General features: G+C 59.8%; 19 protein-coding genes. 9 read left to right on the top strand and 10 right to left on the bottom strand.

What is annotated here, in order from left to right:
• Positions 1 to 45 precede the first annotated feature (45 nt).
• The 7 genes from BSF44_RS13060 (at position 46) to BSF44_RS13030 (ending at position 11,974) form a co-directional block, all read left to right on the top strand.
• The gene (locus BSF44_RS13060; protein ID WP_095943855.1) at positions 46 to 2,097 is read left to right on the top strand and encodes a bifunctional diguanylate cyclase/phosphodiesterase; all 2,052 of its coding nucleotides are present in this window, start codon (positions 46 to 48) and stop codon (positions 2,095 to 2,097) included.
• A 223-nt stretch (positions 2,098 to 2,320) separates the two neighbouring features.
• The gene (locus tag BSF44_RS13055) at positions 2,321 to 3,670 is read left to right on the top strand and encodes an imelysin family protein (RefSeq protein ID WP_095943854.1); all 1,350 of its coding nucleotides are present in this window, start codon (positions 2,321 to 2,323) and stop codon (positions 3,668 to 3,670) included.
• A 281-nt stretch (positions 3,671 to 3,951) separates the two neighbouring features.
• Complete coding sequence (locus BSF44_RS13050) at positions 3,952 to 5,379, top strand: di-heme oxidoredictase family protein (RefSeq protein ID WP_095943853.1); 1,428 nt, start codon at positions 3,952 to 3,954, stop codon at positions 5,377 to 5,379.
• Positions 5,380 to 5,406: 27 nt separating this feature from the next.
• Positions 5,407 to 6,471: an imelysin family protein gene (locus BSF44_RS13045; protein WP_095943852.1), complete on the top strand. Its 1,065-nt coding sequence runs from the start codon at positions 5,407 to 5,409 to the stop codon at positions 6,469 to 6,471.
• Between the two features lie 14 nt (positions 6,472 to 6,485).
• A complete protein-coding gene (locus tag BSF44_RS13040) occupies positions 6,486 to 7,586 on the top strand; it encodes a DUF1513 domain-containing protein (protein ID WP_095943851.1) in 1,101 nt (366 codons plus the stop codon).
• Positions 7,587 to 7,785: 199 nt separating this feature from the next.
• A complete protein-coding gene (locus BSF44_RS13035) occupies positions 7,786 to 8,934 on the top strand; it encodes an efflux RND transporter periplasmic adaptor subunit (RefSeq protein WP_095943850.1) in 1,149 nt (382 codons plus the stop codon).
• Between the two features lie 13 nt (positions 8,935 to 8,947).
• Positions 8,948 to 11,974, top strand: coding sequence for a multidrug efflux RND transporter permease subunit (locus tag BSF44_RS13030; RefSeq protein ID WP_095943849.1), 3,027 nt, complete (start codon positions 8,948 to 8,950; stop codon positions 11,972 to 11,974).
• 201 nt (positions 11,975 to 12,175) lie between these two features.
• Here BSF44_RS13030 and BSF44_RS13025 read toward each other — a convergent pair whose 3' ends face one another.
• From BSF44_RS13025 to colR, 5 genes are all read right to left on the bottom strand, one after another.
• Entirely contained in the window at positions 12,176 to 12,403 is a 228-nt protein-coding gene (locus tag BSF44_RS13025) for a hypothetical protein (protein ID WP_080925402.1), read from the bottom strand.
• A 2-nt stretch (positions 12,404 to 12,405) separates the two neighbouring features.
• The gene (locus tag BSF44_RS13020) at positions 12,406 to 13,119 is read right to left on the bottom strand and encodes a lipopolysaccharide kinase InaA family protein (RefSeq protein WP_095943848.1); all 714 of its coding nucleotides are present in this window, start codon (positions 13,117 to 13,119) and stop codon (positions 12,406 to 12,408) included.
• Between the two features lie 4 nt (positions 13,120 to 13,123).
• Positions 13,124 to 13,792 carry a class I SAM-dependent methyltransferase gene (locus BSF44_RS13015; RefSeq protein WP_095943867.1) on the bottom strand — a complete coding sequence of 223 codons (669 nt, stop codon included), beginning with the start codon at positions 13,790 to 13,792 and terminating at the stop codon, positions 13,124 to 13,126.
• Positions 13,793 to 13,945: 153 nt separating this feature from the next.
• Positions 13,946 to 15,220: a HAMP domain-containing sensor histidine kinase gene (locus BSF44_RS13010; protein WP_095943847.1), complete on the bottom strand. Its 1,275-nt coding sequence runs from the start codon at positions 15,218 to 15,220 to the stop codon at positions 13,946 to 13,948.
• Positions 15,210 to 15,893 carry a two-component system response regulator ColR gene (colR, locus tag BSF44_RS13005; RefSeq protein WP_007985839.1) on the bottom strand — a complete coding sequence of 228 codons (684 nt, stop codon included), beginning with the start codon at positions 15,891 to 15,893 and terminating at the stop codon, positions 15,210 to 15,212. The genes BSF44_RS13010 and colR overlap by 11 nt, the downstream gene beginning before the upstream one ends.
• A 218-nt stretch (positions 15,894 to 16,111) precedes the next feature.
• On the opposite strand from colR, the gene BSF44_RS13000 reads away from it, so the two are divergent.
• Positions 16,112 to 16,855 (top strand): phosphatase PAP2 family protein, encoded by a 744-nt coding sequence (locus BSF44_RS13000; protein WP_095943846.1) that lies wholly within the window; start codon positions 16,112 to 16,114, stop codon positions 16,853 to 16,855.
• 192 nt (positions 16,856 to 17,047) lie between these two features.
• On the opposite strand, the gene groL is transcribed toward BSF44_RS13000, so the two are convergent.
• The 4 genes from groL to BSF44_RS12980 form a co-directional block, all read right to left on the bottom strand.
• Positions 17,048 to 18,694, bottom strand: a complete 1,647-nt coding sequence (groL, locus tag BSF44_RS12995; RefSeq protein ID WP_095943845.1) for a chaperonin GroEL — start codon at positions 18,692 to 18,694, stop codon at positions 17,048 to 17,050.
• A 49-nt stretch (positions 18,695 to 18,743) separates the two neighbouring features.
• A complete protein-coding gene (locus BSF44_RS12990; protein WP_095057064.1) occupies positions 18,744 to 19,037 on the bottom strand; it encodes a co-chaperone GroES in 294 nt (97 codons plus the stop codon).
• 247 nt (positions 19,038 to 19,284) lie between these two features.
• On the bottom strand, positions 19,285 to 19,761 hold the full coding sequence (locus tag BSF44_RS12985) for an FxsA family protein (RefSeq protein ID WP_095943844.1): 477 nt from the start codon (positions 19,759 to 19,761) through the stop codon (positions 19,285 to 19,287).
• Between the two features lie 66 nt (positions 19,762 to 19,827).
• Positions 19,828 to 20,559: a HugZ family protein gene (locus tag BSF44_RS12980; protein ID WP_095943843.1), complete on the bottom strand. Its 732-nt coding sequence runs from the start codon at positions 20,557 to 20,559 to the stop codon at positions 19,828 to 19,830.
• Between the two features lie 163 nt (positions 20,560 to 20,722).
• Between BSF44_RS12980 and BSF44_RS12975 the strand changes: the two genes are divergently transcribed.
• Entirely contained in the window at positions 20,723 to 21,481 is a 759-nt protein-coding gene (locus BSF44_RS12975) for an SDR family oxidoreductase (RefSeq protein ID WP_095943842.1), read from the top strand.
• Between the two features lie 122 nt (positions 21,482 to 21,603).
• Here BSF44_RS12975 and apbC read toward each other — a convergent pair whose 3' ends face one another.
• Entirely contained in the window at positions 21,604 to 22,698 is a 1,095-nt protein-coding gene (gene apbC, locus BSF44_RS12970; protein WP_095943841.1) for an iron-sulfur cluster carrier protein ApbC, read from the bottom strand.
• Between the last annotated feature and the right edge of the window lie 109 nt (positions 22,699 to 22,807).

The following is a 22,807-nucleotide window of genomic DNA, read 5'->3' as shown; positions in this document are numbered from 1 at the left end:
CTCATGGCAACTTGATGCTACCCGCACGGAACAAGGAATAACCCTTTGAAGCTGGAACTCAAGAACAGCTTGTCGGTGAAGTTGCTCCGGGTCGTGCTCCTGTCGGCATTGATCGTCGGCGTGGTCTTGAGCTGCGCGCAGATTGTGTTCGATGCCTATAAAACACGCCAGGCCGTCGCCAGCGATGCCGAACGGATCCTCGACATGTTTCGCGACCCCTCGACCCAGGCCGTCTATAGCCTGGACCGGGAAATGGGCATGCAAGTGATCGAAGGCCTGTTTCAGGACGCCGCCGTGCGCAAGGCGTCCATCGGCCATCCCAACGAAGCCATGCTCGCGCAAAAAAAACGCGAATTGCAGCACTCCCACAGCCGCTGGCTGACCGACCCGATTCTTGGCAAGGAACGCACCTTCACCACCCAACTGGTCGGTCGCGGCCCTTATAGCGAGTATTACGGCGACCTGAGCATCACCCTCGATACCGCCACCTACGGCCAAGGGTTCATTGTCAGTTCGGTGATCATCTTCATCTCGGGCGTCCTGCGCGCACTCGCCATGGGGCTGGTGTTGTACCTGGTCTACCACTGGCTGCTGACCAAGCCGCTGTCGCGGATCATCGAGCACCTCACGGAAATCAATCCGGATCGTCCCAGCGAACACAAGATTCCGCTGCTCAAGGGGCACGAGAAAAACGAACTGGGTATATGGATCAACACCGCCAACCAGTTGCTCGAATCCATCGAACGCAATACCCATCTGCGTCACGAAGCGGAAAACAGCCTGTTGCGCATGTCCCAGTACGACTTCCTGACGGGACTGCCGAACCGGCAGCAATTGCAGCAGCAACTGGACAGGATTCTCATCGACGCCGGCAAATTGCAGCGCCGGGTCGCGGTGCTGTGTGTCGGCCTCGATGACTTCAAGGGCATCAACGAGCAGTTCAGCTACCAGACCGGCGACCAGTTGTTGCTGGCCCTGGCCGATCGCCTGCGCGGTCACAGCGGTCGCCTGGGCGCCCTCGCCCGCCTCGGTGGCGACCAGTTCGCCCTGGTCCAGGCCGATATCGAGCAGCCCTACGAAGCCGCCGAGCTCGCGCAAAGCATTCTCGATGACCTGGAAGCGGCGTTTGCCCTCGACCATCAGGAGATCCGCCTGCGCGCCACTATCGGCATCACCCTGTTCCCCGAGGACGGCGACAGCACCGAGAAGTTGCTGCAAAAGGCCGAGCAGACCATGACGCTGGCCAAGACCCGCTCGCGCAACCGCTATCAGTTCTACATCGCCAGCGTCGACACCGAAATGCGCCGCCGCCGCGAACTGGAAAAAGACCTGCGCGATGCGTTGATACGCAATCAGTTCTACCTCGTCTACCAGCCGCAGATCAGCTACCGCGACAACCGCGTGGTGGGCGTCGAAGCCCTGATTCGCTGGCAACACCCCGAGCACGGCATGGTGCCGCCGGACCTGTTCATCCCGCTGGCCGAGCAGAACGGCACCATTATTGCCATCGGCGAATGGGTGCTGGACCAGGCCTGCAAACAACTCCGCGAGTGGCATGACCAGGGCTTCTCCGACCTGCGCATGGCGGTGAACCTGTCTACGGTTCAATTGCACCACGCCGAACTGCCACGGGTGGTCAACAACCTGCTGCAGATGTACCGCCTGCCACCGCGCAGCCTGGAACTGGAAGTCACCGAAACCGGCCTGATGGAAGACATCAGCACCGCGGCCCAGCACTTGCTCAGCCTGCGCCGCTCCGGCGCGCTGATCGCCATCGACGATTTCGGAACCGGCTATTCGTCCTTGAGCTATCTCAAGAGCCTGCCCCTGGACAAGATCAAGATCGACAAGAGCTTCGTCCAGGACCTGCTCGATGACGACGACGATGCGACCATCGTTCGCGCCATCATCCAGCTGGGCAAGAGCCTGGGCATGCAGGTGATTGCCGAAGGCGTGGAAACCGCCGAGCAAGAGGCCTACATCATCTCCGAAGGCTGCCACGAAGGTCAGGGCTATCACTACAGCAAGCCGTTGCCGGCACGGGAACTGGCCGTTTACCTCAAGCAGGCCCAACGCAGCAACGCCGCTATTTTGTAATCCCCTGTAGGAGCGAGCCTGCTCGCGATGAACCTGAGAGCAATACGCTCATTCAGAATGAACGCGTCATCGTTCACGTCCATCGCGAGCAGGCTCGCTCCCACAGTGAATAAGAAATATTTACAGGTACAACCCTTTACACATAATGCGAAAGATTTGCATTATGTCGCAGTTTTACGTGTGCATAGCACGACTCCACCCCTATCGAAGCAGGATGTTCGCCATGATTCGTATGCCTCTGGCTACCGCCAGTCTGTTGGCCATCGCTATTTCCCTCGCCGGTTGCGGCGAAGGCAAAGACCAAGAAAAAGCTGCCGCGCCAGCTGCCAGCACTGCGGCTGCCCCGGCTGCTCCAGCCGCTGCGCCTGCTGCCGTCGGTAAAGTCGACGAAGCCGCCGCCAAAGCCGTTGTCGCCCATTACGCCGACATCGTGTTCGCCGTTTATAGCGATGCCGAATCCACCGCGAAGACCCTGCAAACCGCCGTAGACGCCTTCCTCGCCAAGCCGAACGCCGACACCCTGAAAGCCGCCAAGGCTGCCTGGGTTGCTGCTCGCGTACCTTACCTGCAGAGCGAAGTGTTCCGCTTCGGCAACACCATCGTTGACGACTGGGAAGGTCAGTTGAACTCCTGGCCGCTGGACGAAGGCCTGATCGACTACGTCGACAAGTCCTACGAACACGCCCTGGGCAACCCGGGTGCCACTGCCAACATCATCGCCAACACTCAAGTGCAGATCGGCGAAGACAAGGTCGATGTCAAAGACATCACCCCGGCAAAACTCGCCAGCCTGAACGAGCTGGGCGGTTCCGAGGCCAACGTCGCCACCGGCTACCACGCCATCGAATTCCTGCTCTGGGGCCAGGACCTGAACGGCACCGGCCCTGGCGCCGGCAACCGTCCGGCTTCGGACTACCTGGAAGGCAAAGGCGCTACCGGCGGTCACAACGATCGTCGTCGTGCCTACCTGAAGTCCGTGACTCAGCTGCTGGTCAGCGACCTGGAAGAAATGGTCGGTAACTGGAAGCCGAACGTGGCCGACAACTACCGCGCCACCCTGGAAGCAGAACCGGCCGAAACCGGCCTGCGCAAAATGCTGTTCGGCATGGGCAGCCTGTCCCTGGGTGAACTGGCGGGCGAGCGCATGAAGGTTTCCCTGGAAGCCAACTCCCCGGAAGACGAACAGGATTGCTTCAGCGACAACACCCACAACTCGCACTTCTACGATGCCAAAGGCATTCGTAACGTGTACCTGGGCGAATACACTCGCGTCGACGGCACCAAAATGACCGGCGCCAGCCTGTCGTCCCTGGTGGCCAAAGCCGATCCGGCTGCCGACACCGCGCTGAAAGACGACCTGGCCGCCACCGAAGCCAAGCTTCAGATCATGGTCGACCACGCCAACAAGGGTGAGCACTACGACCAGTTGATCGCAGCCGGCAACACCGCTGGCAACCAGATCGTCCGTGACGCCATCGCTTCCCTGGTCAAGCAGACCGGTTCGATCGAAGCCGCCGCTGGCAAACTGGGCATCAACGACCTGAACCCGGACAACGCTGATCACGAATTCTGATCAACGCTGGCTGAGTGAGTAATAAGGCGACCTTCGGGTCGCCTTTTTTGTCGGCCATAACACAAACAACTGTAGGAGCGAGCCTGCTCGCGATAGGGCCATGTCAGTCGACATCAGTTTTGGATGACACATTGCAATCGCGAGCAGGCTCGCTCCTACAGGGGGTTATGGGCAAGCCAAATTACCTGTCCCACATCAAGCAAACGATAATTCCTCTTATTCAAATTCCCATCCCCTGTTAGACTTTGCGCCCTTGTTTTGCTCGTCTTGCAGGATGTCTGATGCCCTCGCTGCCTCTTCGCTTGTCCGCACTGTTTCTGGCTCTGGGCCTGAGTGCCTGCGATGACGCCCCGAAATTCACCCGGGCCGAACCCGGTGAAGCCCGCTCCGGCGGCAGTGCGACGGTGCGCAAGACCGATCAGAACGCGTTTTCCATGCCCTCGGCGAACCTGCCGCCGTCACGGCGCGTGGATTTCAGCGTCGGCAACAGCTTCTTCCGCAGCCCCTGGGTGATCGCTCCATCGACGACGACCGCTCGCGATGGCCTCGGCCCACTGTTCAACACCAATGCCTGCCAGGGCTGCCACATCAAGGACGGCCGCGGCCATCCGCCGACTCCCGACGATGTGAACGCCGTGTCGATGCTGGTACGCCTGTCGATTCCCGACGCCCCGGCATATGCCAAGGTCATCGAACAGTTGGGAGTGGTGCCGGAGCCCGTCTACGGCGGCCAGTTCCAGGACATGGCTGTCCCCGGTGTGGCCCCCGAAGGCAAAGTACGGGTCGATTACACCGCCGTGCCGGTTCGCTTCAAGGACGGCACCGAAGTCGAGTTGCGCAAACCGAACCTGAACATCACCCAGTTGGGCTACGGCCCGATGCACCCCGACACCCGCTTCTCGGCCCGCGTGGCGCCGCCGATGATTGGCCTGGGCCTGCTCGAAGCGATCCCCGAGGAAGCAATCCTGGCCAACGCCGAGGCACAGGCCAAGGCGAACAAGGGCGTCAGCGGACAACCGAACCGGGTCTGGGATGACGCCCAGCAAAAGACCGTTCTGGGGCGATTTGGCTGGAAAGCCGGACAACCGAACCTCAACCAGCAGAATGTCCACGCGTTTTCGGGTGATATGGGGCTCACGACCAGCCTCAGACCCATTGATGACTGCACGGACGCGCAAACGGCCTGCAAACAGGCACCCAGTGGCAACGGCCCCAATGGCGAGCCGGAAGTCAGCGACAACATCCTGCGCCTGGTGCTGTTCTACAGCCGTAACCTCGCCGTGCCGGCCCGCCGTAATGTCAACGCGCCAGAAGTGCTGGCCGGCAAGACCCTGTTTTATCAGGCTGGTTGCCAAACCTGTCACACACCGAAATACACCACCGCCGCCAATGCCGCCGAACCTGAACTGGCCAATCAAGAGATTCGTCCGTACAGCGATCTGCTGCTGCATGACATGGGCGATGGCCTGGCCGACAACCGTAGCGAATTCCAGGCCAGCGGTCGCCAATGGCGTACCCCGCCGTTGTGGGGCATCGGCCTGACACAGGCGGTCAGCGGCCACACCCAGTTCCTGCACGACGGCCGTGCCCGCAACCTGCTCGAAGCCGTGCTCTGGCATGGTGGCGAGGCACAAGCGGCGCAGCAACAGGTTTTGTCTTTCAATGCCGAGCAACGCGCTGCGTTGCTGGCGTTCCTGAATTCCCTTTAACACGCATTCCACTCGCGGGAGCCCGACATGTTCCGTCCCAAACTGTTGTTCACCAGCCTTGCCGCCCTCGCTCTGGGCGCCTGCTCGCCCCAGGACCCGCAAGCGGTCACGTCGGCGGCCATCGCCAAGTCGGTGATCCTGCCGACCTACACCCGTTGGGTTGAAGCCGACCGTCAATTGGCGGTCAGCGCCCTCGCCTACTGCGAAGGCAAGGAAACCCTGGAAACCGCCCGTGCCGACTTCCTGCATGCGCAAAAAGCCTGGGCCGAATTGCAACCGCTGCTGATCGGGCCATTGGCCGAAGGCAACCGTTCGTGGCAAGTGCAGTTCTGGCCGGACAAGAAAAACCTGGTCGGCCGTCAGGTCGAGCAACTGGTCACCGCCCAGCCGCAAATCGATGCCGCCGCCCTGGCCAAGTCCAGCGTTGTGGTACAGGGGCTCTCGGCCTACGAATACATTCTGTTCGACAGCAAGCCTGACGTGGCCAACGCTGAGCAGAAGAGCAAATATTGCCCGCTGCTGATCGCCATCGGCGAACGCCAGAAGCAATTGGCTGAAGATATTCTGCAAACCTGGAACAACACCGACGGCATGCTCGCGCAAATGAGCAAATTCCCGAACCAGCGTTATGCGGACTCCCACGAAGCGATCGCCGATCTGCTGCGCGTACAAGTCACGGCCATCGACACCCTGAAGAAAAAACTCGGCACGCCGATGGGCCGCCAGAGCAAGGGCGTGCCGCAACCATTCCAGGCCGATGCATGGCGCAGCCAGGCATCCCTGACCAGCCTCGAAGCCAGCCTCGCGGCCGCCAAAACGGTCTGGGAAGGCGTGGACAACAAAGGCCTGCGCGGCCTGTTGCCGAGCGAGCAGAAGCCGTTGGCCGACAAGATCGATGCGGCCTATGCCGCCTCGTTGAAACTGTTTGCCGGCAACCAGCGTTCGCTGACCGACATGCTCAATGACGAAGCCGGCCGCCAGCAACTCAACGAGCTGTATGACAGCCTCAACGTTGTCCATCGCCTGCACGAGGCCGATCTGGCCAAGGCACTGGGCATCCAACTGGGCTTCAACGCCAACGACGGTGACTGATGAGGGCCGGTTCCATGCTGCGACGCCAGGTTCTGACATTAGGTAGTTTGCTGCTGGGTGCAGTGACGCTGGGCGGCTGGAAGCTGTTCAGGCAAAAAGACAAGAGTCCGTTGTTGCTTTCGGCACGGGACGACACCGACGGCCAGCATTACGCCGTCGGTTATCGTCTGGATGGTACCCAGGTGTTCGCCACCCGGGTCGGCCAGCGTTGTCACGACATCGTCAACCACCCGACACTGCCGATTGCGCTGTTCGTCGCTCGCCGTCCGGGCACCGAGAGCTACCTGATCGATCTGCGCGACGGCACGCTCCTGCAAACCGTGGCGTCGCAGCCGAACCGGCACTTCTACGGGCACGCGGTCATTCACCACAGCGGCGACTGGCTGTACGCCACCGAAAACGACACCACCGATCCGGGTCGCGGCCTGCTCGGCGTGTACAGATTCGAAGGCGAACGGCTGGTGCACAGCGGCGAGATTTCCACCCACGGCCTCGGTCCGCACCAGGTGTCGTGGATGCCCGATGGCGAAACCCTGGTGGTGGCCAACGGCGGAATTCGCACCGAGGCCGAAAGCCGGGTGGAGATGAACCTCAACGCCATGGAACCGAGCCTGGTCCTGATGCACCGCGACGGCACCCTGCTGAGCAAGGAAACCCTCGCCCAGCAGATGAACAGCGTGCGCCATCTGGCCATCGCCAGCGACGGTACCATCGTCGCCAGCCAGCAGTTCATGGGCGCGGCCCACGAGTCGTCGGAGCTGTTGGCGATCAAGCGGCCCGGCCAGCCCTTCGTCGCGTTCCCGGTACCCGAGCATCAGTTGCAGGCCATGGGACACTACACCGCCAGCGTCGCGGTACACAGCGACTTGCGCCTGGTGGCATTGACTGCGCCGCGGGGCAACCGCTTTTTCATCTGGGACCTGGACAGCGGCGAGGTACGCCTGGACGCGCCACTGCCCGATTGCGCCGGGGTCGGCGCCGTGGCCGATGGTTTTGTCGTGACCTCGGGCCAGGGGCGCTGCCGCTACTACGACTGCCGCCAGACAAACCTGGTCGCAAAACCACTGGAGCTACCCGCAGGGCTCTGGGACAACCATCTGCATCTGATGGCCTGAATCATTAAAAGATCGCCGCCCTCGGCCGCGCCAGTATCGGGATGACATACACCCCGCAGACGCGACCCGAGGCGGCGAATCTTTTCAGGCTTTCACCCCTCTAATACCTCACAACCTGTAAAAACGGCAGTTGGATTACCCTCTACACTCCCGGTAGTGTGCCCCACTGTCTCACCTGATTTTCTCCAAGGAACTGGATATGCTGCGTCGCCGCATGCTGATCATGTTGGGTGTTGTTCTACTGATTGTGCTGGTCCTGGCTGCGTACAAAGCCTTCTCGATCTACACGATGGTTCAAGGCTTCTCTGCGCCCAGGCCGGCCATCAGCGTTGCCGTGGCCACCGCCACCGAACGCCCATGGCAAGTCCGCCTGCCTACTGTTGGTACGCTCAAGGCATTGCAGGGCGTGGACCTGAGCCTGGAGACCGATGGCACCGTCATCGATGTCCAGTTCGAGTCAGGGCAGAAGGTCAAGGCCGGTCAGCCCATCGTCCGGCTCGACAGCGCCGTGGAAAGCGCCTTGCTCGAAACCGCCCTGGCCGACCTCGGGCTGGCCCAGCTGGACTACAACCGTGGCAGCCAGCTGGTGGGCAGCCAGGCGATTTCCAAAGGCGAATTCGACCGACTCTCGGCGGTCCTGAAAAAGAGCAGGGCCACGGTCAATCAGCTCAAGGCCGCGCTCGAGAAAAAACGCATCATCGCGCCGTTCAGCGGCACCATCGGCATTCGTCAGGTGGACGTCGGCGACTATGTGGCCAGCGGCACCATGATCGCCACCCTGCAAGACCTCAGTAGCCTGTATGTCGACTTTTTCGTGCCTGAGCAGTCGGTGCCGAAGATTGCGCTCGGCCAGCCAGTGCAGGTCATTGTCGCGGCGTATCCGACCCAGGAGTACCCCGGCACCATCAGTGCAATCAACCCCAAGGTCGAGAACAGCACCCGTAACGTGCAGGTCCGCGCCACCCTGGCCAACCCCGATGGCAAGTTGATGCCAGGCATGTTCGCCAGCCTCCAGGTGCTCCTGCCCGACCCGCAGCCGCGCATCGTGGTGCCGGAAAGCGCGATTACCTACACGCTCTACGGCAACTCGGTGTATGTGGCCGTACCCAGGAAGGCCGAGGATGGCAGCCTGGTAAAGGACGACAAGGGCCAACCGGTGCTGATCGCCGAACGGCGTTTTGTCGAGACCGGCGAACGCCGCGACGGGCAAGTGATGATCACCAAAGGCGTGCAGAGCGGCGAAAAAGTGGTGACCGCCGGCCAGCTCAAACTGGATAACGGCTCACGCGTTGCCATCAGCGACGACAAGACCCTGGCCGGGCAGAACAGCCCGCCACGCGCGAACTGATCAAGGAATCCCCATGGCTTTTACCGATCCGTTCATCCGTCGCCCGGTTCTTGCAACAGTGGTCAGCCTGCTGATTGTGCTGTTGGGTTTCCAGGCCTGGGGCAAGTTGCCGCTGCGCCAGTACCCGCAAATGGAAAACGCCCTGATCACGGTGACCACCGCCTACCCCGGGGCCAACGCCGAAACCATCCAGGGCTATATCACCCAACCGATGCAGCAAAGCCTGGCCAGCGCCGAGGGCATCGACTACATGACCTCGGTCAGTCGCCAGAACTTCTCGGTGATCTCGATCTACGCGCGCATCGGCGCCAACAGCGACCGTCTGTTTACCGAACTGCTGGCCAAGGCCAACGAGGTCAAGAGCCAGCTGCCCCAGGACGCTGAAGACCCGGTGCTGAGCAAAGAATCTGCCGATGCGTCAGTGCTGATGTACATGAGCTTCTTCAGCAAGGAATTGAGCAACCCGCAGATTACCGATTACCTGTCGCGAGTGATCCAGCCGAAACTGGCGACCTTGCCCGGCATGGCCGAAGCCGAGATCCTCGGCAACCAGGTCTTTGCCATGCGCCTGTGGCTGGACCCGATGAAGCTGGCGGGTTTCGGCCTCAGTGCCAGTGATGTGACCAACGCGGTGCGCCAGTACAACTTCCTCTCGGCTGCCGGCGAGGTGAAAGGCGAATACGTGGTCACCAGCATCAACGCCAATACCGAACTCAAGTCCGCCGAAGCCTTCGGGGCAATTCCGCTCAAGGTCGATGGCGACAGCCGGGTGCTGCTGCGGGATGTGGCGCGCGTGGAAATGGGTGCGGAAAACTACGACACCATCAGCTCGTTCGGTGGCACCCCTTCGGTGTACATCGGCATCAAGGGGACTCCCGGTGCCAACCCGCTGGAAGTGATCAAGGAAGTGCGCAAGATCATGCCGGACCTTGAGGCCCAGCTACCGCCGAACCTGAAAGGTGAAATCGCCTACGACGCCACCCTGTTCATCCAGGCCTCGATCGACGAAGTGGTGAAAACCCTGTTCGAAGCGGTGCTGATCGTGATCGTGGTGGTGTTCCTGTTCCTTGGTGCCCTGCGCTCGGTGGTGATCCCGGTGGTGACCATCCCGCTGTCGATGATCGGCGTGATGTTCTTCATGCAGATGATGGGGTACTCGATCAACCTGCTCACCCTGCTGGCGATGGTATTGGCCATTGGCCTGGTAGTGGACGACGCCATCGTGGTGGTGGAAAACATTCACCGTCACATCGAGGAAGGCAAGACACCGCTCGAAGCCGCCATTGAAGGCGCCCGGGAAATCGCCATGCCGGTGGTCTCGATGACCATCACCCTGGCGGCGGTGTACGCCCCGATCGGTTTCCTGACCGGCCTGACCGGGGCGTTATTCAAGGAGTTCGCCCTGACCCTGGCCGGCGCGGTGGTGATTTCCGGTATCGTCGCCCTGACCCTGTCGCCGATGATGTGTGCGTTTCTGCTGCGTCACGACGAGAACCCCAGTGGCCTGGCCCATCGCCTGGACATGATTTTCGAACGCCTCAAGCGCCGCTACCAGAGCCTGCTTCACGGCACCCTCAACACCCGGCCGGTGGTGCTGGTGTTCGCCGTGATCGTGTTGTGCCTGATTCCGGTCCTTCTCAAATTCACCAAATCGGAACTGGCGCCGGATGAGGACCAGGGCATCATTTTCATGATTGCCAACGCCCCGCAACCGACCAACCTTGACTACCTGAACACCTACACCGACGAGTTCGTCTCGATCTTCAAGGCGTTTCCCGAGTACTACTCGTCGTTCCAGATCAACGGCTTCAACGGCGTGCAATCGGGCATCGGCGGTTTCCTGCTCAAACCATGGGACGATCGCAGTCGCACGCAAATGGCGATCCTGCCCGAGGTGCAGGCCAAACTGGAAAAGATCCCGGGGCTGCAGATTTTCGGCTTCAACCTGCCGTCACTGCCGGGCACCGGCGAAGGCGTGCCGTTCCAGTTCGTCATCAACTCCGCCAATGATTACGAATTGCTGCTGCAAGTGATCGACCGGGTAAAAAAACGTGCAAAGGAATCCGGCAAGTTTGCCTTTGTCCACGTTGACCTGGCCTTCGACAAGCCGGAGGTGGTGGTGGATATCGACCGCGCCAAGGCCGCGCAGATGGGGGTTTCCATGCAGGATCTGGGGGGAACCCTGGCGACCCTGCTGGGTGAAGGCGAGATCAACCGATTCACCATTGAAGGTCGCAGTTACAAGGTCATTGCCCAGGTCGAGCGGCCGTTCCGTGACAATCCGGACTGGCTGAACAATTACTACGTGAAAAACACCAAGGGCGAACTGTTGGCGTTGTCGACCCTGATCACCGTCACCGACCGCGCTCGACCGAGACAGCTGAACCAGTTCCAGCAACTCAATTCGGCCATCCTGTCCGGCGTGCCACTGGTGAGCATGGGGGAAGCCATCGACCTCGTGCGCCAGATCGCCCGGGAAGAGGCACCCCCCGGCTTTGCCTTCGACTACGCCGGCGCATCGAGGCAGTACGTTCAGGAAGGCAGTGCCCTGTGGGTCACCTTTGCCCTGGCACTGGCGATCATTTTCCTTGTGCTGGCGGCCCAGTTCGAAAGCTTCCGCGACCCGCTGGTGATCCTGGTCACCGTGCCCCTGTCTATCTGCGGCGCATTGATTCCGCTGTTCCTGGGCTGGTCGAGCATGAACATCTATACCCAGGTCGGGCTGGTGACCTTGATCGGGCTGATCAGCAAGCACGGCATTCTGATCGTCGAGTTCGCCAACCAGCTACGCAAGGCCAAGGGCCTGACCGCACGGGAAGCGGTGGAAGAAGCGGCGGCGATCCGGCTGCGTCCGGTGTTGATGACCACCGCGGCGATGGTGTTCGGCATGGTGCCATTGATCATCGCCAGCGGTGCTGGTGCGGTCAGCCGGTTCGACATCGGAACGGTCATCGCGACGGGCATGTCAATCGGGACGTTGTTCACCCTGTTTGTGTTGCCTTGCGTCTACACCTTGCTGGCTAAACCCGATAAGCGCTGACGCAGAACAACCTGTAGGAGATGAATCTGTGGGAGCGAGCCTGCTCGCGAAGATGGCTTACCATTCAACAGGGATGTTGACTGATACATCGCTTTCGCGAGCAGGCTCGCTCCCACAAAGGCCCTATGCACTCCGGTAGATTTCCAAAGACAAAAAAAAGGCCTCGCATCAACGAGGCCTTTCATTTTGGCTTCAATCGTTTCAACTCTGCGGCCTCAATCCCTGAGAAAGTCCGAACATGAACAGCAACAAGTCATGATCGGGTCGAGTGGCCACGGATGCCTTGGCAACCCGTGGCAACGGACAATGTTCTTCTGCGTTTATCGAGCTGAGAACCTGGGGGCGTGGTTGCTCCCAGGTTGCCATCGCGATCGATGCAACTGCCAAGGCTCCTACCAGAAACAAACCTCGTGCAATTTCGAGTTTCATCGCTATAAACCCTTGATAGCGCTGCCAAACGCCGTCTCATAAAAGTAGATGAGCTTTTTCCAGTCTGCGTCGTTGAACGACGAGTGGCGGCGCAACTGTTTCAAGTCATGGACAGCTGCGCGATAGGCCGTCAAACGCTTTCGGCACTTCTCCAGATCGATCAGGGCCACTTCGACCTTGGCCGTCTCGCCCTCACCGGTCACACGAACGAAAACATGCTTGTCGTAAAGGCAACCGTGCTGCCAGCGGCCCTTGTGCATGCGAGCCAGGTTTTCAGCCAGGTCATTGAGCACTCGGTCGTTTATGGCTGCACCATGACGCTCGCGACCGCCACCGTCGTACCAGCGATCGATTTCCTCGTAGCCGTCCAGCGACTTGGTGACCAACAAGGCACGCCACTTGTGAACAGGATCGGGCTGTGCGCCACAGAAAACGATTTCCGGAACCCGTACGCCAAGCGCGGTCACGCCTATGAGCGCAGCATGCTCACGCATTACCGTAGGCCGCCCGAAAGGGTGCTGCAAGCTACGATGGATATGCCCGGTCTGGCGCTTGACGTAGAGCAGTTGACCATCACTGCCCATCAGGCGTTGAACGCCGCTTTCCCCGCCGCGACGGACGTTGGGTTCTTCTACCCACTCACCACGCTGACTCCAGAAGTAATCGAAGCGGTCCTGGGGAACGACTTCCGTTTCTGCTGCACACTGCACTGCCATCCTGTTACCTCTTGCGTAATACGTAAACTCGCCACATGGCATAGAGCGGCAAAAAGTCCAGTTGTTCCTGGATGCGGAAACCCGCCTGCTCAAATTCCTTTTCTACGGTAGCGGCCGGTAACACAAACCTGTTTTGGTAACCTTCCTGCCCACGGGTTTTCTCCGAACGCTTGCGTTTCCACGCCTTGAAGTTGCCATCGACCCACAGCGAAAGGATCACGCTATCACGGGTAACCCGCTCGAACTCACGCAAAATAACCATGCGATGCTCGGCTTCACCGATGTGGTGGAGCAAGCGCATGCAAAAAATGCTGTCGACGGCGTTGTCCGGCAAGGCGATGTCGAATGCGGATGTGTGCAAGGGTTGTACCCGTTTCACCACATCGGCAGGTTGCGCCTGGGTTGCGATCTTCAGCATGGACTCCGAATTATCGGCACCGATGATCACGCGGTTGGATTTTTCCGCCAACAAGGGCCAGAAACGCCCTGCACCACAAGGCAAATCGAGGACCAGACCAGGCTCGCCAACCAGAGCCAGCGCCTTACGCGCCAGTTGCTCGTCACGCCAATGGGACAATCGACGGCCGAGACCTTCCTGGTGTTTGCGCAAATAGCGTTTCGCGTGTTGATCGTCGTATTTTTCCGAAAAATCGAGCTTGATCGGGCCGTCCATCATCAGGTCTCCTGAACTTCTGATAGCAGCTACCTTAGATTTTGAAGTGTCGGCGACTGGTCATCCATTTGTGAAAATATCGTTAGGGGAACCCGGAAGTATTACAGGGTTTTTCAGAATTGACAGGGTTTGCTGGACACCTGACTCAATAGATCAAGTTCGGGACAGCTCCACCTGAAAACGGCAGCCACTGGGCTCCATCGTAGTCAGGCTGACGCTCCAGCCCTGGTTTTCACAGATCCGTTGCACCAGTGAAAGCCCCAGGCCCAGACCTTCCCCGCGTTTTTCAGTGCCCCGAACGAAGGGTTCGAACATCGCCTCGCGTTTTTCCTCGGGAATGCCCACACCGCTGTCTTCGACCAGAAATCCCGTGCCCGACAGGCTCAGGCGAATGAAGCCCCGTTCGGTGTAGTGCAAGGCGTTGCGCAGCAAGTTACCCATCACTGCGTGCAGGAGCGTCGCATTGTAGCTATTGGCCTCGGGGTTGCCCGGTTCGAAGATCAGCTTCAGCCCTTTGCTTTCAATGGGCTCGCGCCACAAACCGACCAGGCCCTCGGCTACCTGGCCCAGGGACTGCTGCGGCGACATGCTGGCGTCGTCGCGCTGGGTACGGGCCAGCATCAGGAAGGTTTGCACCAGTTCACGCATTTCTTCACAGGCCCTGGCGATGCGCTCGACCTGGGCGCGACCACGCTGATCCAGACCAGGGTTTTCCAGCAACAACTCGCAGGAACTGGCCAGGATCATCAGGGGCGTGCGCAATTCGTGGCTGACGTCGCTGGTGAACAATCGCTCACGGCTCAGGGCCTGACGCAAACGCCCGAGGGTGGCGTCGAAGGCCACGGCCAGTTCGCCCACTTCGTCGGCGGCATAATCCGGCGCCAAGGGGGGAGCCAAACCCAGCAGTTGATCACGATGGCGTACCTGACGGGCCAGCCGAACCACCGGCGCCATGACCCTGCGTGCCAGGACCCAGCCAAGAAACACCGCCAGTGCCAGGCTCAGTACGAAACCCACCAGCACCACGGCAAACAGCACCCGTTCACGCTCTTCGAAGTCGCTCTGGTCCTGCAACAGCACGTAACGTCGGCCGTCGACGATTTCGACCATGGCGTGGTACGACAGGTTTTCACGGAACACTTCGTGGAAACCCGGCTCCAGGTGCCGCAAGTCCTTGGGCAACCTGAAATCGCCTGGCCCATTGCTGAAGTAGAACAATTGATCCGGTTCGGGGCGGTGGCTCCAGTCCGTGACATTGTCCATCAGCAGCAGGCGCTGCAAATCGCCGCCCAGGCCGGCGGAAATCAGCTTTTCCTCCACCAGGTGCACGGTCGCCACGATGCCCATGGCAAAAGCGCCCGCCACCAGTGCGCTCATCAGCGCAAAGGCAATGATGATGCGTTGAGCAAGGCTCTGCTTAAACTCCATCACGGCCCTCGGCCAGGCGATACCCCACACCGTGCACGGTTTGCAGCAATGGCTTGGCGAACGGCTTGTCGATCACCTGGCGAAGTTGGTGGACATGACTGCGCAGGCTGTCGCTGTCCGGGCAGTCGTCGCCCCAGAGCGCTTCTTCAAGAATTTCACGGCGCAGCACATGAGGGCTTTTCTGCATCAACACCGCCAGCAACTTCAGGCCGACCGGGTTGAGTTTCAGCAAGCGGCCTTCGCGAGTGACTTCCAGGGTGTCGAGGTCGTAGCTCAGGTCGCCGACCTGCAAGGTCCGCCGCCCACCGCCTTGGGTACGGCGCATGACCGCTTCGATACGCGCTGCCAGTTCCGACAGGGCGAACGGTTTGATCAGGTAGTCATCGGCGCCGGACTTGAAGCCTTGCAGACGATCATCCAGCTGATCGCGGGCCGTGAGCATGATCACCGGCGTTTCGCGGCGAGCATCCTCGCGCAGGCGCTTGCACAGGGTGTAGCCATCGATGCCGGGCAACATGATATCGAGCACGATCAAATCGTAGTGCTCGGTGGCCGCCAGATGCAGGCCCGACAAACCATCCTGCGCGCAATCCACGGTATAGCCTTTGAGCCCCAGGTAATCGGCCAGGTTGGCCAGGATATCGCGGTTGTCTTCAACCAATAGAATTCGCATGGGTATCTCTCCGTCCACAGTAACGGCCGTCGTGGCCCGCGCAGCTTAAGGCGAAGTTCAGCGCACGGCTAGGGCTGAGTAAAGTGCAAAAGCGTGGAAATTGACCGATTGCAGCCTTAACAAGTTTTTCACCCGGGATTCACACACAAGCGACAGATTCGGGTCCAGACTCTGCGCGGCTGCGCATTTGAGAACATTTCACTGATCAAGGAACTAGCATGGTTTCGACCCTTGCCCGCCCTGCCCCTCGTCCGCTCAACTTCTGGGTGTGCCTTGGGGTTCCCGCCGTAGCTGCGATCATTCTGGTATTGCTCGAATTGACCAGTCTGGACATGGACCTGGCCAAGCTGTTTTACGACCCGGTCGCCGGGGAATTCATCGGTCGCCACAGTTACTTCCTCGAGGACATCCTGCACGATCGCGCCAAGCAAGTGGTGATCGCCTTCTCGGTGTTTGCCATCCTCGGCTTCATTGCTTCGTTCTTCTCGACCAGGCTCAAACCGCTCAAACGGGAATTGGGTTGCCTGGTGCTGTCCCTCGGGCTGGCAACTTCCTTTGTCACGCCCATGAAAGCGGTGACCGCGGTGCAATGCCCATGGAGCCTCGAGCAATTCGGCGGTCACGAGACCTACAGCGAACTGCTGAGCCCTCGCCCGCCCACCGAAAAACCGGGGCGTTGCTGGCCCGGCGGCCATGCGGCCACCGGTTTCACCCTGTTTGCGCTGTTTTTCGTACTGCGTGACCGTCGCCCGCGCATGGCTCGCGCAGCGTTTGTCTTCGCCTTTGCCCTCGGCTCGGTGTTCTCCATCGGCCGGATGATGCAGGGCGCGCATTTCTTCTCGCACAACGTGTGGACGGCGGTGTTCTGCTGGCTGATTTGTCTGGGGTCGTATTACTTCGTTCTGTATCGACCGGCCTTGAGGGCTGAACGCGGGGCCAGTGCAGTACCTGTAGCCGTCTGATATGCAGATCAAATGTGGGAGCGAGCCTGCTCGCGAAGCAGTTCAACATTCAATGATGATGTTGACTGATACATGGCTTTCGCGAGCAGGCTCGCTCCCACAATGAACTGATACAGGCTTCAAAGTCCGGGCAATAAAAAACCCCGCCTGCTTTCGCAGGCGGGGTTTTTTCGTACAGGGGGTAAGGCTGGCTTACATCATGCCGCCCATGCCGCCCATACCGCCCATGTCTGGCATACCGCCGCCAGATGCACCTTCTTTCTTCGGTGCGTCAGCAACAGCAGCTTCGGTGGTCAGGATCAGACCGCCGATCGACGATGCAGCTTGCAGCGCGGAACGGGTGACCTTGGTTGGGTCCAGGATACCCATTTCGATCATGTCGCCGTATTCGCCAGTCGCAGCGTTGTAACCGAAGTTGCCTTTGCCGTTCTTGACTTCGTTGACCACAACGCTTGGCTCGTCACCGCTGTTGGCAGCGATCTGACGCAGCGGTGCTTCAACGGCACGGCGCAGAACAGCGATACCCACGTCCTGATCAGCGTTGTCGCCTTTCAGATCGTTCAGGGTTTGCAGAGCGCGGATCAGCGCAACGCCACCGCCAGGTACCACGCCTTCTTCAACGGCTGCACGGGTTGCGTGCAGGGCGTCTTCAACGCGAGCTTTCTTCTCTTTCATTTCTACTTCGGAGCCAGCGCCAACCTTGATCACCGCAACGCCGCCGGACAGCTTGGCCAGACGCTCTTGCAGTTTTTCACGGTCGTAGTCCGAGGAAGTTTCGGCAACCTGAGCACGGATCTGAGCGATACGGGACTCGATGTCGCCTGCTACGCCAGCACCGTCAACGATGATGGTGTTTTCCTTGGAGATGGTCACGCGCTTGGCGCTGCCCAGGTTTTCCAGGGTGGCTGCTTCCAGGCTCAGGCCGATCTCTTCGGAGATAACGGTACCGCCGGTCAGAACGGCGATGTCCTGCAGCATGGCCTTGCGACGGTCGCCAAAGCCTGGAGCCTTGACGGCTGCGACTTTAACGATGCCACGCATGTTGTTCACAACCAGAGTCGCCAGGGCTTCGCCTTCAACGTCTTCGGAAACGATCAGCAGTGGACGGCCGGCTTTGGCAACGGCTTCCAGAACTGGCAGCATTTCGCGGATGTTCGAGATCTTTTTGTCGACCAGCAGCACCAGCGGGTTGTCCAGCTCGGCAACCATGGTTTCCGGCTTGTTGACGAAGTACGGGGACAGGTAGCCACGGTCGAACTGCATGCCTTCTACAACCGACAGTTCGTTTTCCAGGCCAGTGCCTTCTTCAACGGTGATCACGCCTTCTTTACCGACTTTTTCCATGGCTTCGGCAATGATGTCGCCGATGGAGTTGTCGGAGTTGGCCGAAATGGTACCAACCTGAGCGATTGCCTTGGTGTCAGCGCATGGCTTGGACAGGTTTTTCAGCTCTTTGACGATGGCGATGGTCGCCTTGTCGATGCCGCGCTTCAGATCCATCGGGTTCATGCCGGCAGCGACGGCTTTCAGGCCTTCGTTGACAATCGACTGAGCCAGAACGGTAGCGGTGGTAGTACCGTCACCAGCGTCATCGTTGGCACGGGAGGCAACGTCTTTGACCAGCTGCGCGCCCATGTTTTCGAAACGGTCTTCGAGTTCGATTTCTTTGGCGACGGAAACGCCGTCCTTGGTGATGGTCGGAGCGCCGAAGCTCTTCTCGATGATCACGTTACGGCCTTTCGGGCCCAGGGTCGCTTTTACCGCGTCAGCCAGGACGTTGACGCCTTTGAGCATTTTCTTGCGGGCGGAATCGCCAAACAGAACTTCTTTAGCAGCCATGATCGATATTCCTTAAATACTTTGTAGTAGCGGAAAATGAACGGGGGTATCAGCCTTCGATAACAGCGAGGATTTCGTTCTCGCTCATTACCAGCAGGTCTTCGCCGTCGACTTTCACAGTGTTGCTGCCGGAGTAAGGACCGAACACAACCTTGTCGCCCACTTTCACGGACAGTGCACGCACTTCACCGCTTTCCAGTGCTTTGCCTGGACCTACAGCGAGGATTTCGCCGCTGTTGGCTTTTTCAGCAGCCGAACCTGGCAGGACGATACCGCCAGCGGTTTTCTTTTCTTCTTCGCTGCGACGGATGACGACGCGGTCATGCAGAGGACGAAGCTTCATTGTCGATCTCTCCTAATTGTGGTTTTCATCGGCCGGTGTAGTCCCGGCGGGTTTAACAAAGTCCGGCGGTGCCGGGTGCGGTTCGTCAACGAACCGCGGAAGTCTGTCTGGCGTGTTCGCCAGAAACCTTGCGGTGACCGTTACATAAGGGCGCACAAGCTGATTACAAGGGCGGGCATCGAAAAATTTTCATGTCGATACCCCGCAAACGAACACGGCACCCGAAGGTGCCGTGTCGATGTGCGTATTACTTGGTATCGCGGTGTTCGAACTCGCCTTCGATCACGTTGGGCTCACGGCCCAGCGGCTCGCGAGGCGCCGGGCCACCACGGGCCTGGAGGTCGTCGGCGAACGCTCGCTGACGCATCGCCTGCTCTTCGGTGCGCTGGCGCATTTTATTGGCCAGCAGGCGACGACTGAACGGCAGCAGCAAGAACAGGCCGATCACATCGCTGATGAAACCGGGAAGAATCAGCAGGCCACCGGCCAATGCCAGCATCAGGCCTTCGAGCATGGTCTGGGCCGGCAGTTCGCCGCGGCTCAGGCTTTCACGGGCACGCAGGGCCGTCGCCAGGCCGGCGATGCGCAGCACAAACACGCCGAACATCGAGCCGAGAATGATCAGCAGCAGAGCCGGGAAAAACCCGATGGACCCTGCCACCTTGACGAATACGAACAGCTCCAACACCGGGAACAGCAGAAAGAGCAACAAAAAAGGGCGCATCAAATGGTTCCTCAACGCAAGAATGCCTTGCCAGTTCACCTTAGATGACGTCGCCGTTTCGTGAATTCAAGCGTCGGTCACTTCATTTTGAGGCCAATGATCGGCGTGGGCCAGAGAAACCAAGGCTTCACGAACTTGTGTCGGCGTATTACAAGACCCTTGAAACGGCAACCAGTACAGACTTTGACCGATACGCAGGTGCATGCCTTCGGTATCGATACCGACCATTTGTGCCGGCACGTTTTTCGGCAGCCCGGCCAGGTCGACGTAATGGGCGATGGCCTTGGCGTGATCGGCGTTCATGTGCTCGACCATGCTCACTTCGGCCTTGCCCGCGAACGGGTTGGCCAGGGTCAGGTCGTTGACCCAATGAATTGCGCCAAAACCGCCGATGTAACGGTGGCGTACAGGCTCAAGCACCCAGAAATCAAAATCGTGGGCCTTGTGATAACCCTGCGACTCCGGGAAATAGCGGTAGTAACGCTCGGAGGCGGCTTCGATGGCAGATTCGTCTTCGAGCTGCCGGGCCTCGGCCAGGTAAGTCAGTCGACCAACGGCCTGGACATCTTCGGCGCCACGTTCGCCGACAAACAGCGAGCATTTCCGATCTTTTTGCAGATTATGCGTGTGCTGGGCGATGCGGCTGATCAGGATCAGCGGCCGGCCCTTCTCGTCCAGGCAGTACGGAACCACGGAGCCAAACGGAAAGCCGGGCATCGATTTGGAGTGCGTGGAGAGCACTCCGCGGTATTCCTTGAGAAGCAATTCTCGTGCATGCTTAGCCGCTTCTACGCTCAATTTATGACTCCTTATATAGAATCCGTCAGAAAAACGGACGGGCTGCTGGTGGAAAGTTCCAGCACGCCATCGGGGCAGTTCTCATGTGCAGCCAAGCCAGGTCAGGCGCAGATCGAGAGGCTCTCTAAAGGAAACCACTCAGACCTGCTACCGGGGCATGCGAATGCAACTCACTGACAAAGTAATCATTATCACTGGCGGTTGCCAGGGCTTAGGCCGTTCCATGGCCGAGTATTTCGCAGGCCTGGGCGCGAAGCTCGCGCTGGTGGACCTGAACCAGGAAAAACTCGACGACGCCGTCGCGGCCTGCAAGGCCCGGGGTGTCGAGGCCCGCGCCTACCTGTGCAACGTGGCCAACGAAGAGCAAGTGACCCACATGGTTGCCCAGGTCGCTGAAGACTTCGGCGCGATCCATGGCTTGATCAACAACGCCGGGATCCTGCGCGACGGCCTGTTGCTCAAGGTCAAGGATGGCGAAATGACCAAGATGAGCCTGGCCCAGTGGCAGGCCGTCATCGACGTAAACCTGACTGGTGTGTTCCTTTGCACTCGCGAAGTCGCAGCGAAAATGGTCGAGCTGAACAACAGCGGCGCGATCATCAATATCTCGTCGATTTCCCGCGCCGGCAACGTCGGTCAGACCAACTACTCCGCGGCCAAGGCCGGTGTTGCCGCGGCGACCGTGACCTGGGCCAAGGAACTGGCACGCTACGGCATTCGCGTGGCCGGCATTGCACCGGGTTTCATCGAAACCGAAATGACCCTGGGCATGAAGCCTGAGGCGCTGGAGAAGATGACCGCCGGGATTCCGCTCAAGCGCATGGGCAAGCCTGAGGAAATCGCCCATTCGGCGGCTTACATCTTCGAGAACGACTATTACACCGGTCGGATCCTGGAGATGGATGGCGGGTTGCGGATCTAAGACGCGACAAAGAACAACTGTAGGAGCGAGCCTGCTCGCGATGGTGTGTCAGGCACCGCGGTGTCGACTGATACACCTTCGCGAGCAGGCTCGCTCCTACAGGGATTCGTATTTCAGTTTATTTAGTCGTCGCTGACGCTGATGTTCGGCATCGCCGGCGTCAACGCTTCCTGCAACACGATCCGCGCGCCAACGTGACGGGCCAGTTCCTGGTAAACCATCGCAATCTGGCTATCAGGCTCGGCGATCACCGTTGGCTTGCCGCCATCGGCCTGTTCGCGGATGACCATCGACAGCGGCAGCGAAGCCAGCAGTTCGACGCCATATTGGTTGGCCAGCTTCACGCCCCCGCCTTCACCGAACAGATGCTCGGCATGTCCGCAGTTGGAGCAGATGTGCACGGCCATGTTTTCCACCACGCCCAGCACCGGAATGTTGACCTTGCGGAACATTTCCACGCCCTTGCGTGCGTCCAGCAATGCCAGGTCCTGCGGGGTGGTCACGATGACCGCACCGGCCACCGGGACTTTCTGCGCCAGGGTCAACTGGATGTCACCGGTGCCTGGTGGCATGTCGATGACCAGGTAATCCAGGTCACCCCATGCGGTTTGCGTCACCAGTTGCAGCAGGGCGCCGGAGACCATCGGCCCGCGCCAGACCATCGGCGTGTTGTCATCGGTCAGGAAGGCCATGGACATCACCTCGACGCCATGGGACTTGAGCGGAACGAACCACTTCTGGTCCTTGACCTCGGGGCGGGTGCGCTCGGGGATGCCGAACATGATGCCCTGGCTCGGGCCGTAGATGTCCGCATCGAGGATCCCGACCTTGGCGCCTTCGCGGGCCAGGGCCAGGGCCAGGTTGGCCGCCGTGGTGGATTTGCCCACGCCGCCCTTGCCGGAGGCCACGGCCACCACGTTTTTCACGTTCGCCAGGCCCGGAATCTGTGCCTGGGCCTTGTGTGCGGCGATCACACTGGTGATTTCGACCTTGGCACTCGCCACGCCATCCAGACCCTGAATGGCCATTTCCAGCATCTGCGCCCAGCCACTCTTGAACAGACCGGCGGCGTAACCCAGTTCAAGCTGAACGCTGACGCGCTCGCCCTGGATCTCGATGTTGCGCACGCACCCGGCGCTGACCGGGTCCTGGTTCAGGTAAGGGTCGGTGTATTGGCGAAGGACGGCTTCCACCGCTGCGCGATTGACGGCGCTCATGGGCAACTCCGAAAACAGGACTGGAAAAGATAGAGGGTATCGTACCTGTTCCAGACGTTTGGCGGGATGTTGAAAAGATCGCAGCCTTCACCTGTTACTCATCCAATGA

This window comes from Pseudomonas sp. ACN8, from assembly GCF_002303925.1.
Taxonomy (GTDB): Bacteria; Pseudomonadota; Gammaproteobacteria; order Pseudomonadales; family Pseudomonadaceae; genus Aquipseudomonas.
The sequence above is the reverse complement of the archived record's forward strand: the minus strand, read 5'-3'. Positions and strand labels throughout refer to the sequence as shown.

Coding starts and splice junctions, on each gene's coding strand:
- BSF44_RS13055 (WP_095943854.1), top strand. CDS start 2,321: ATGATTCGTATGCCTCTGGCTACCGCCAGTCTGTTGGCCATCGCTATT.
- BSF44_RS13050 (WP_095943853.1), top strand. CDS start 3,952: ATGCCCTCGCTGCCTCTTCGCTTGTCCGCACTGTTTCTGGCTCTGGGC.
- BSF44_RS13045 (WP_095943852.1), top strand. CDS start 5,407: ATGTTCCGTCCCAAACTGTTGTTCACCAGCCTTGCCGCCCTCGCTCTG.
- BSF44_RS13040 (WP_095943851.1), top strand. CDS start 6,486: ATGCTGCGACGCCAGGTTCTGACATTAGGTAGTTTGCTGCTGGGTGCA.
- BSF44_RS13035 (WP_095943850.1), top strand. CDS start 7,786: ATGCTGCGTCGCCGCATGCTGATCATGTTGGGTGTTGTTCTACTGATT.
- BSF44_RS13030 (WP_095943849.1), top strand. CDS start 8,948: ATGGCTTTTACCGATCCGTTCATCCGTCGCCCGGTTCTTGCAACAGTG.
- BSF44_RS13025 (WP_080925402.1), bottom strand. CDS start 12,403: ATGAAACTCGAAATTGCACGAGGTTTGTTTCTGGTAGGAGCCTTGGCA.
- BSF44_RS13020 (WP_095943848.1), bottom strand. CDS start 13,119: ATGGCAGTGCAGTGTGCAGCAGAAACGGAAGTCGTTCCCCAGGACCGC.
- BSF44_RS13015 (WP_095943867.1), bottom strand. CDS start 13,792: ATGGACGGCCCGATCAAGCTCGATTTTTCGGAAAAATACGACGATCAA.
- BSF44_RS13010 (WP_095943847.1), bottom strand. CDS start 15,220: ATGGAGTTTAAGCAGAGCCTTGCTCAACGCATCATCATTGCCTTTGCG.
- colR (WP_007985839.1), bottom strand. CDS start 15,893: ATGCGAATTCTATTGGTTGAAGACAACCGCGATATCCTGGCCAACCTG.
- BSF44_RS13000 (WP_095943846.1), top strand. CDS start 16,112: ATGGTTTCGACCCTTGCCCGCCCTGCCCCTCGTCCGCTCAACTTCTGG.
- groL (WP_095943845.1), bottom strand. CDS start 18,694: ATGGCTGCTAAAGAAGTTCTGTTTGGCGATTCCGCCCGCAAGAAAATG.
- BSF44_RS12990 (WP_095057064.1), bottom strand. CDS start 19,037: ATGAAGCTTCGTCCTCTGCATGACCGCGTCGTCATCCGTCGCAGCGAA.
- BSF44_RS12985 (WP_095943844.1), bottom strand. CDS start 19,761: ATGCGCCCTTTTTTGTTGCTCTTTCTGCTGTTCCCGGTGTTGGAGCTG.
- BSF44_RS12975 (WP_095943842.1), top strand. CDS start 20,723: ATGCAACTCACTGACAAAGTAATCATTATCACTGGCGGTTGCCAGGGC.
- apbC (WP_095943841.1), bottom strand. CDS start 22,698: ATGAGCGCCGTCAATCGCGCAGCGGTGGAAGCCGTCCTTCGCCAATAC.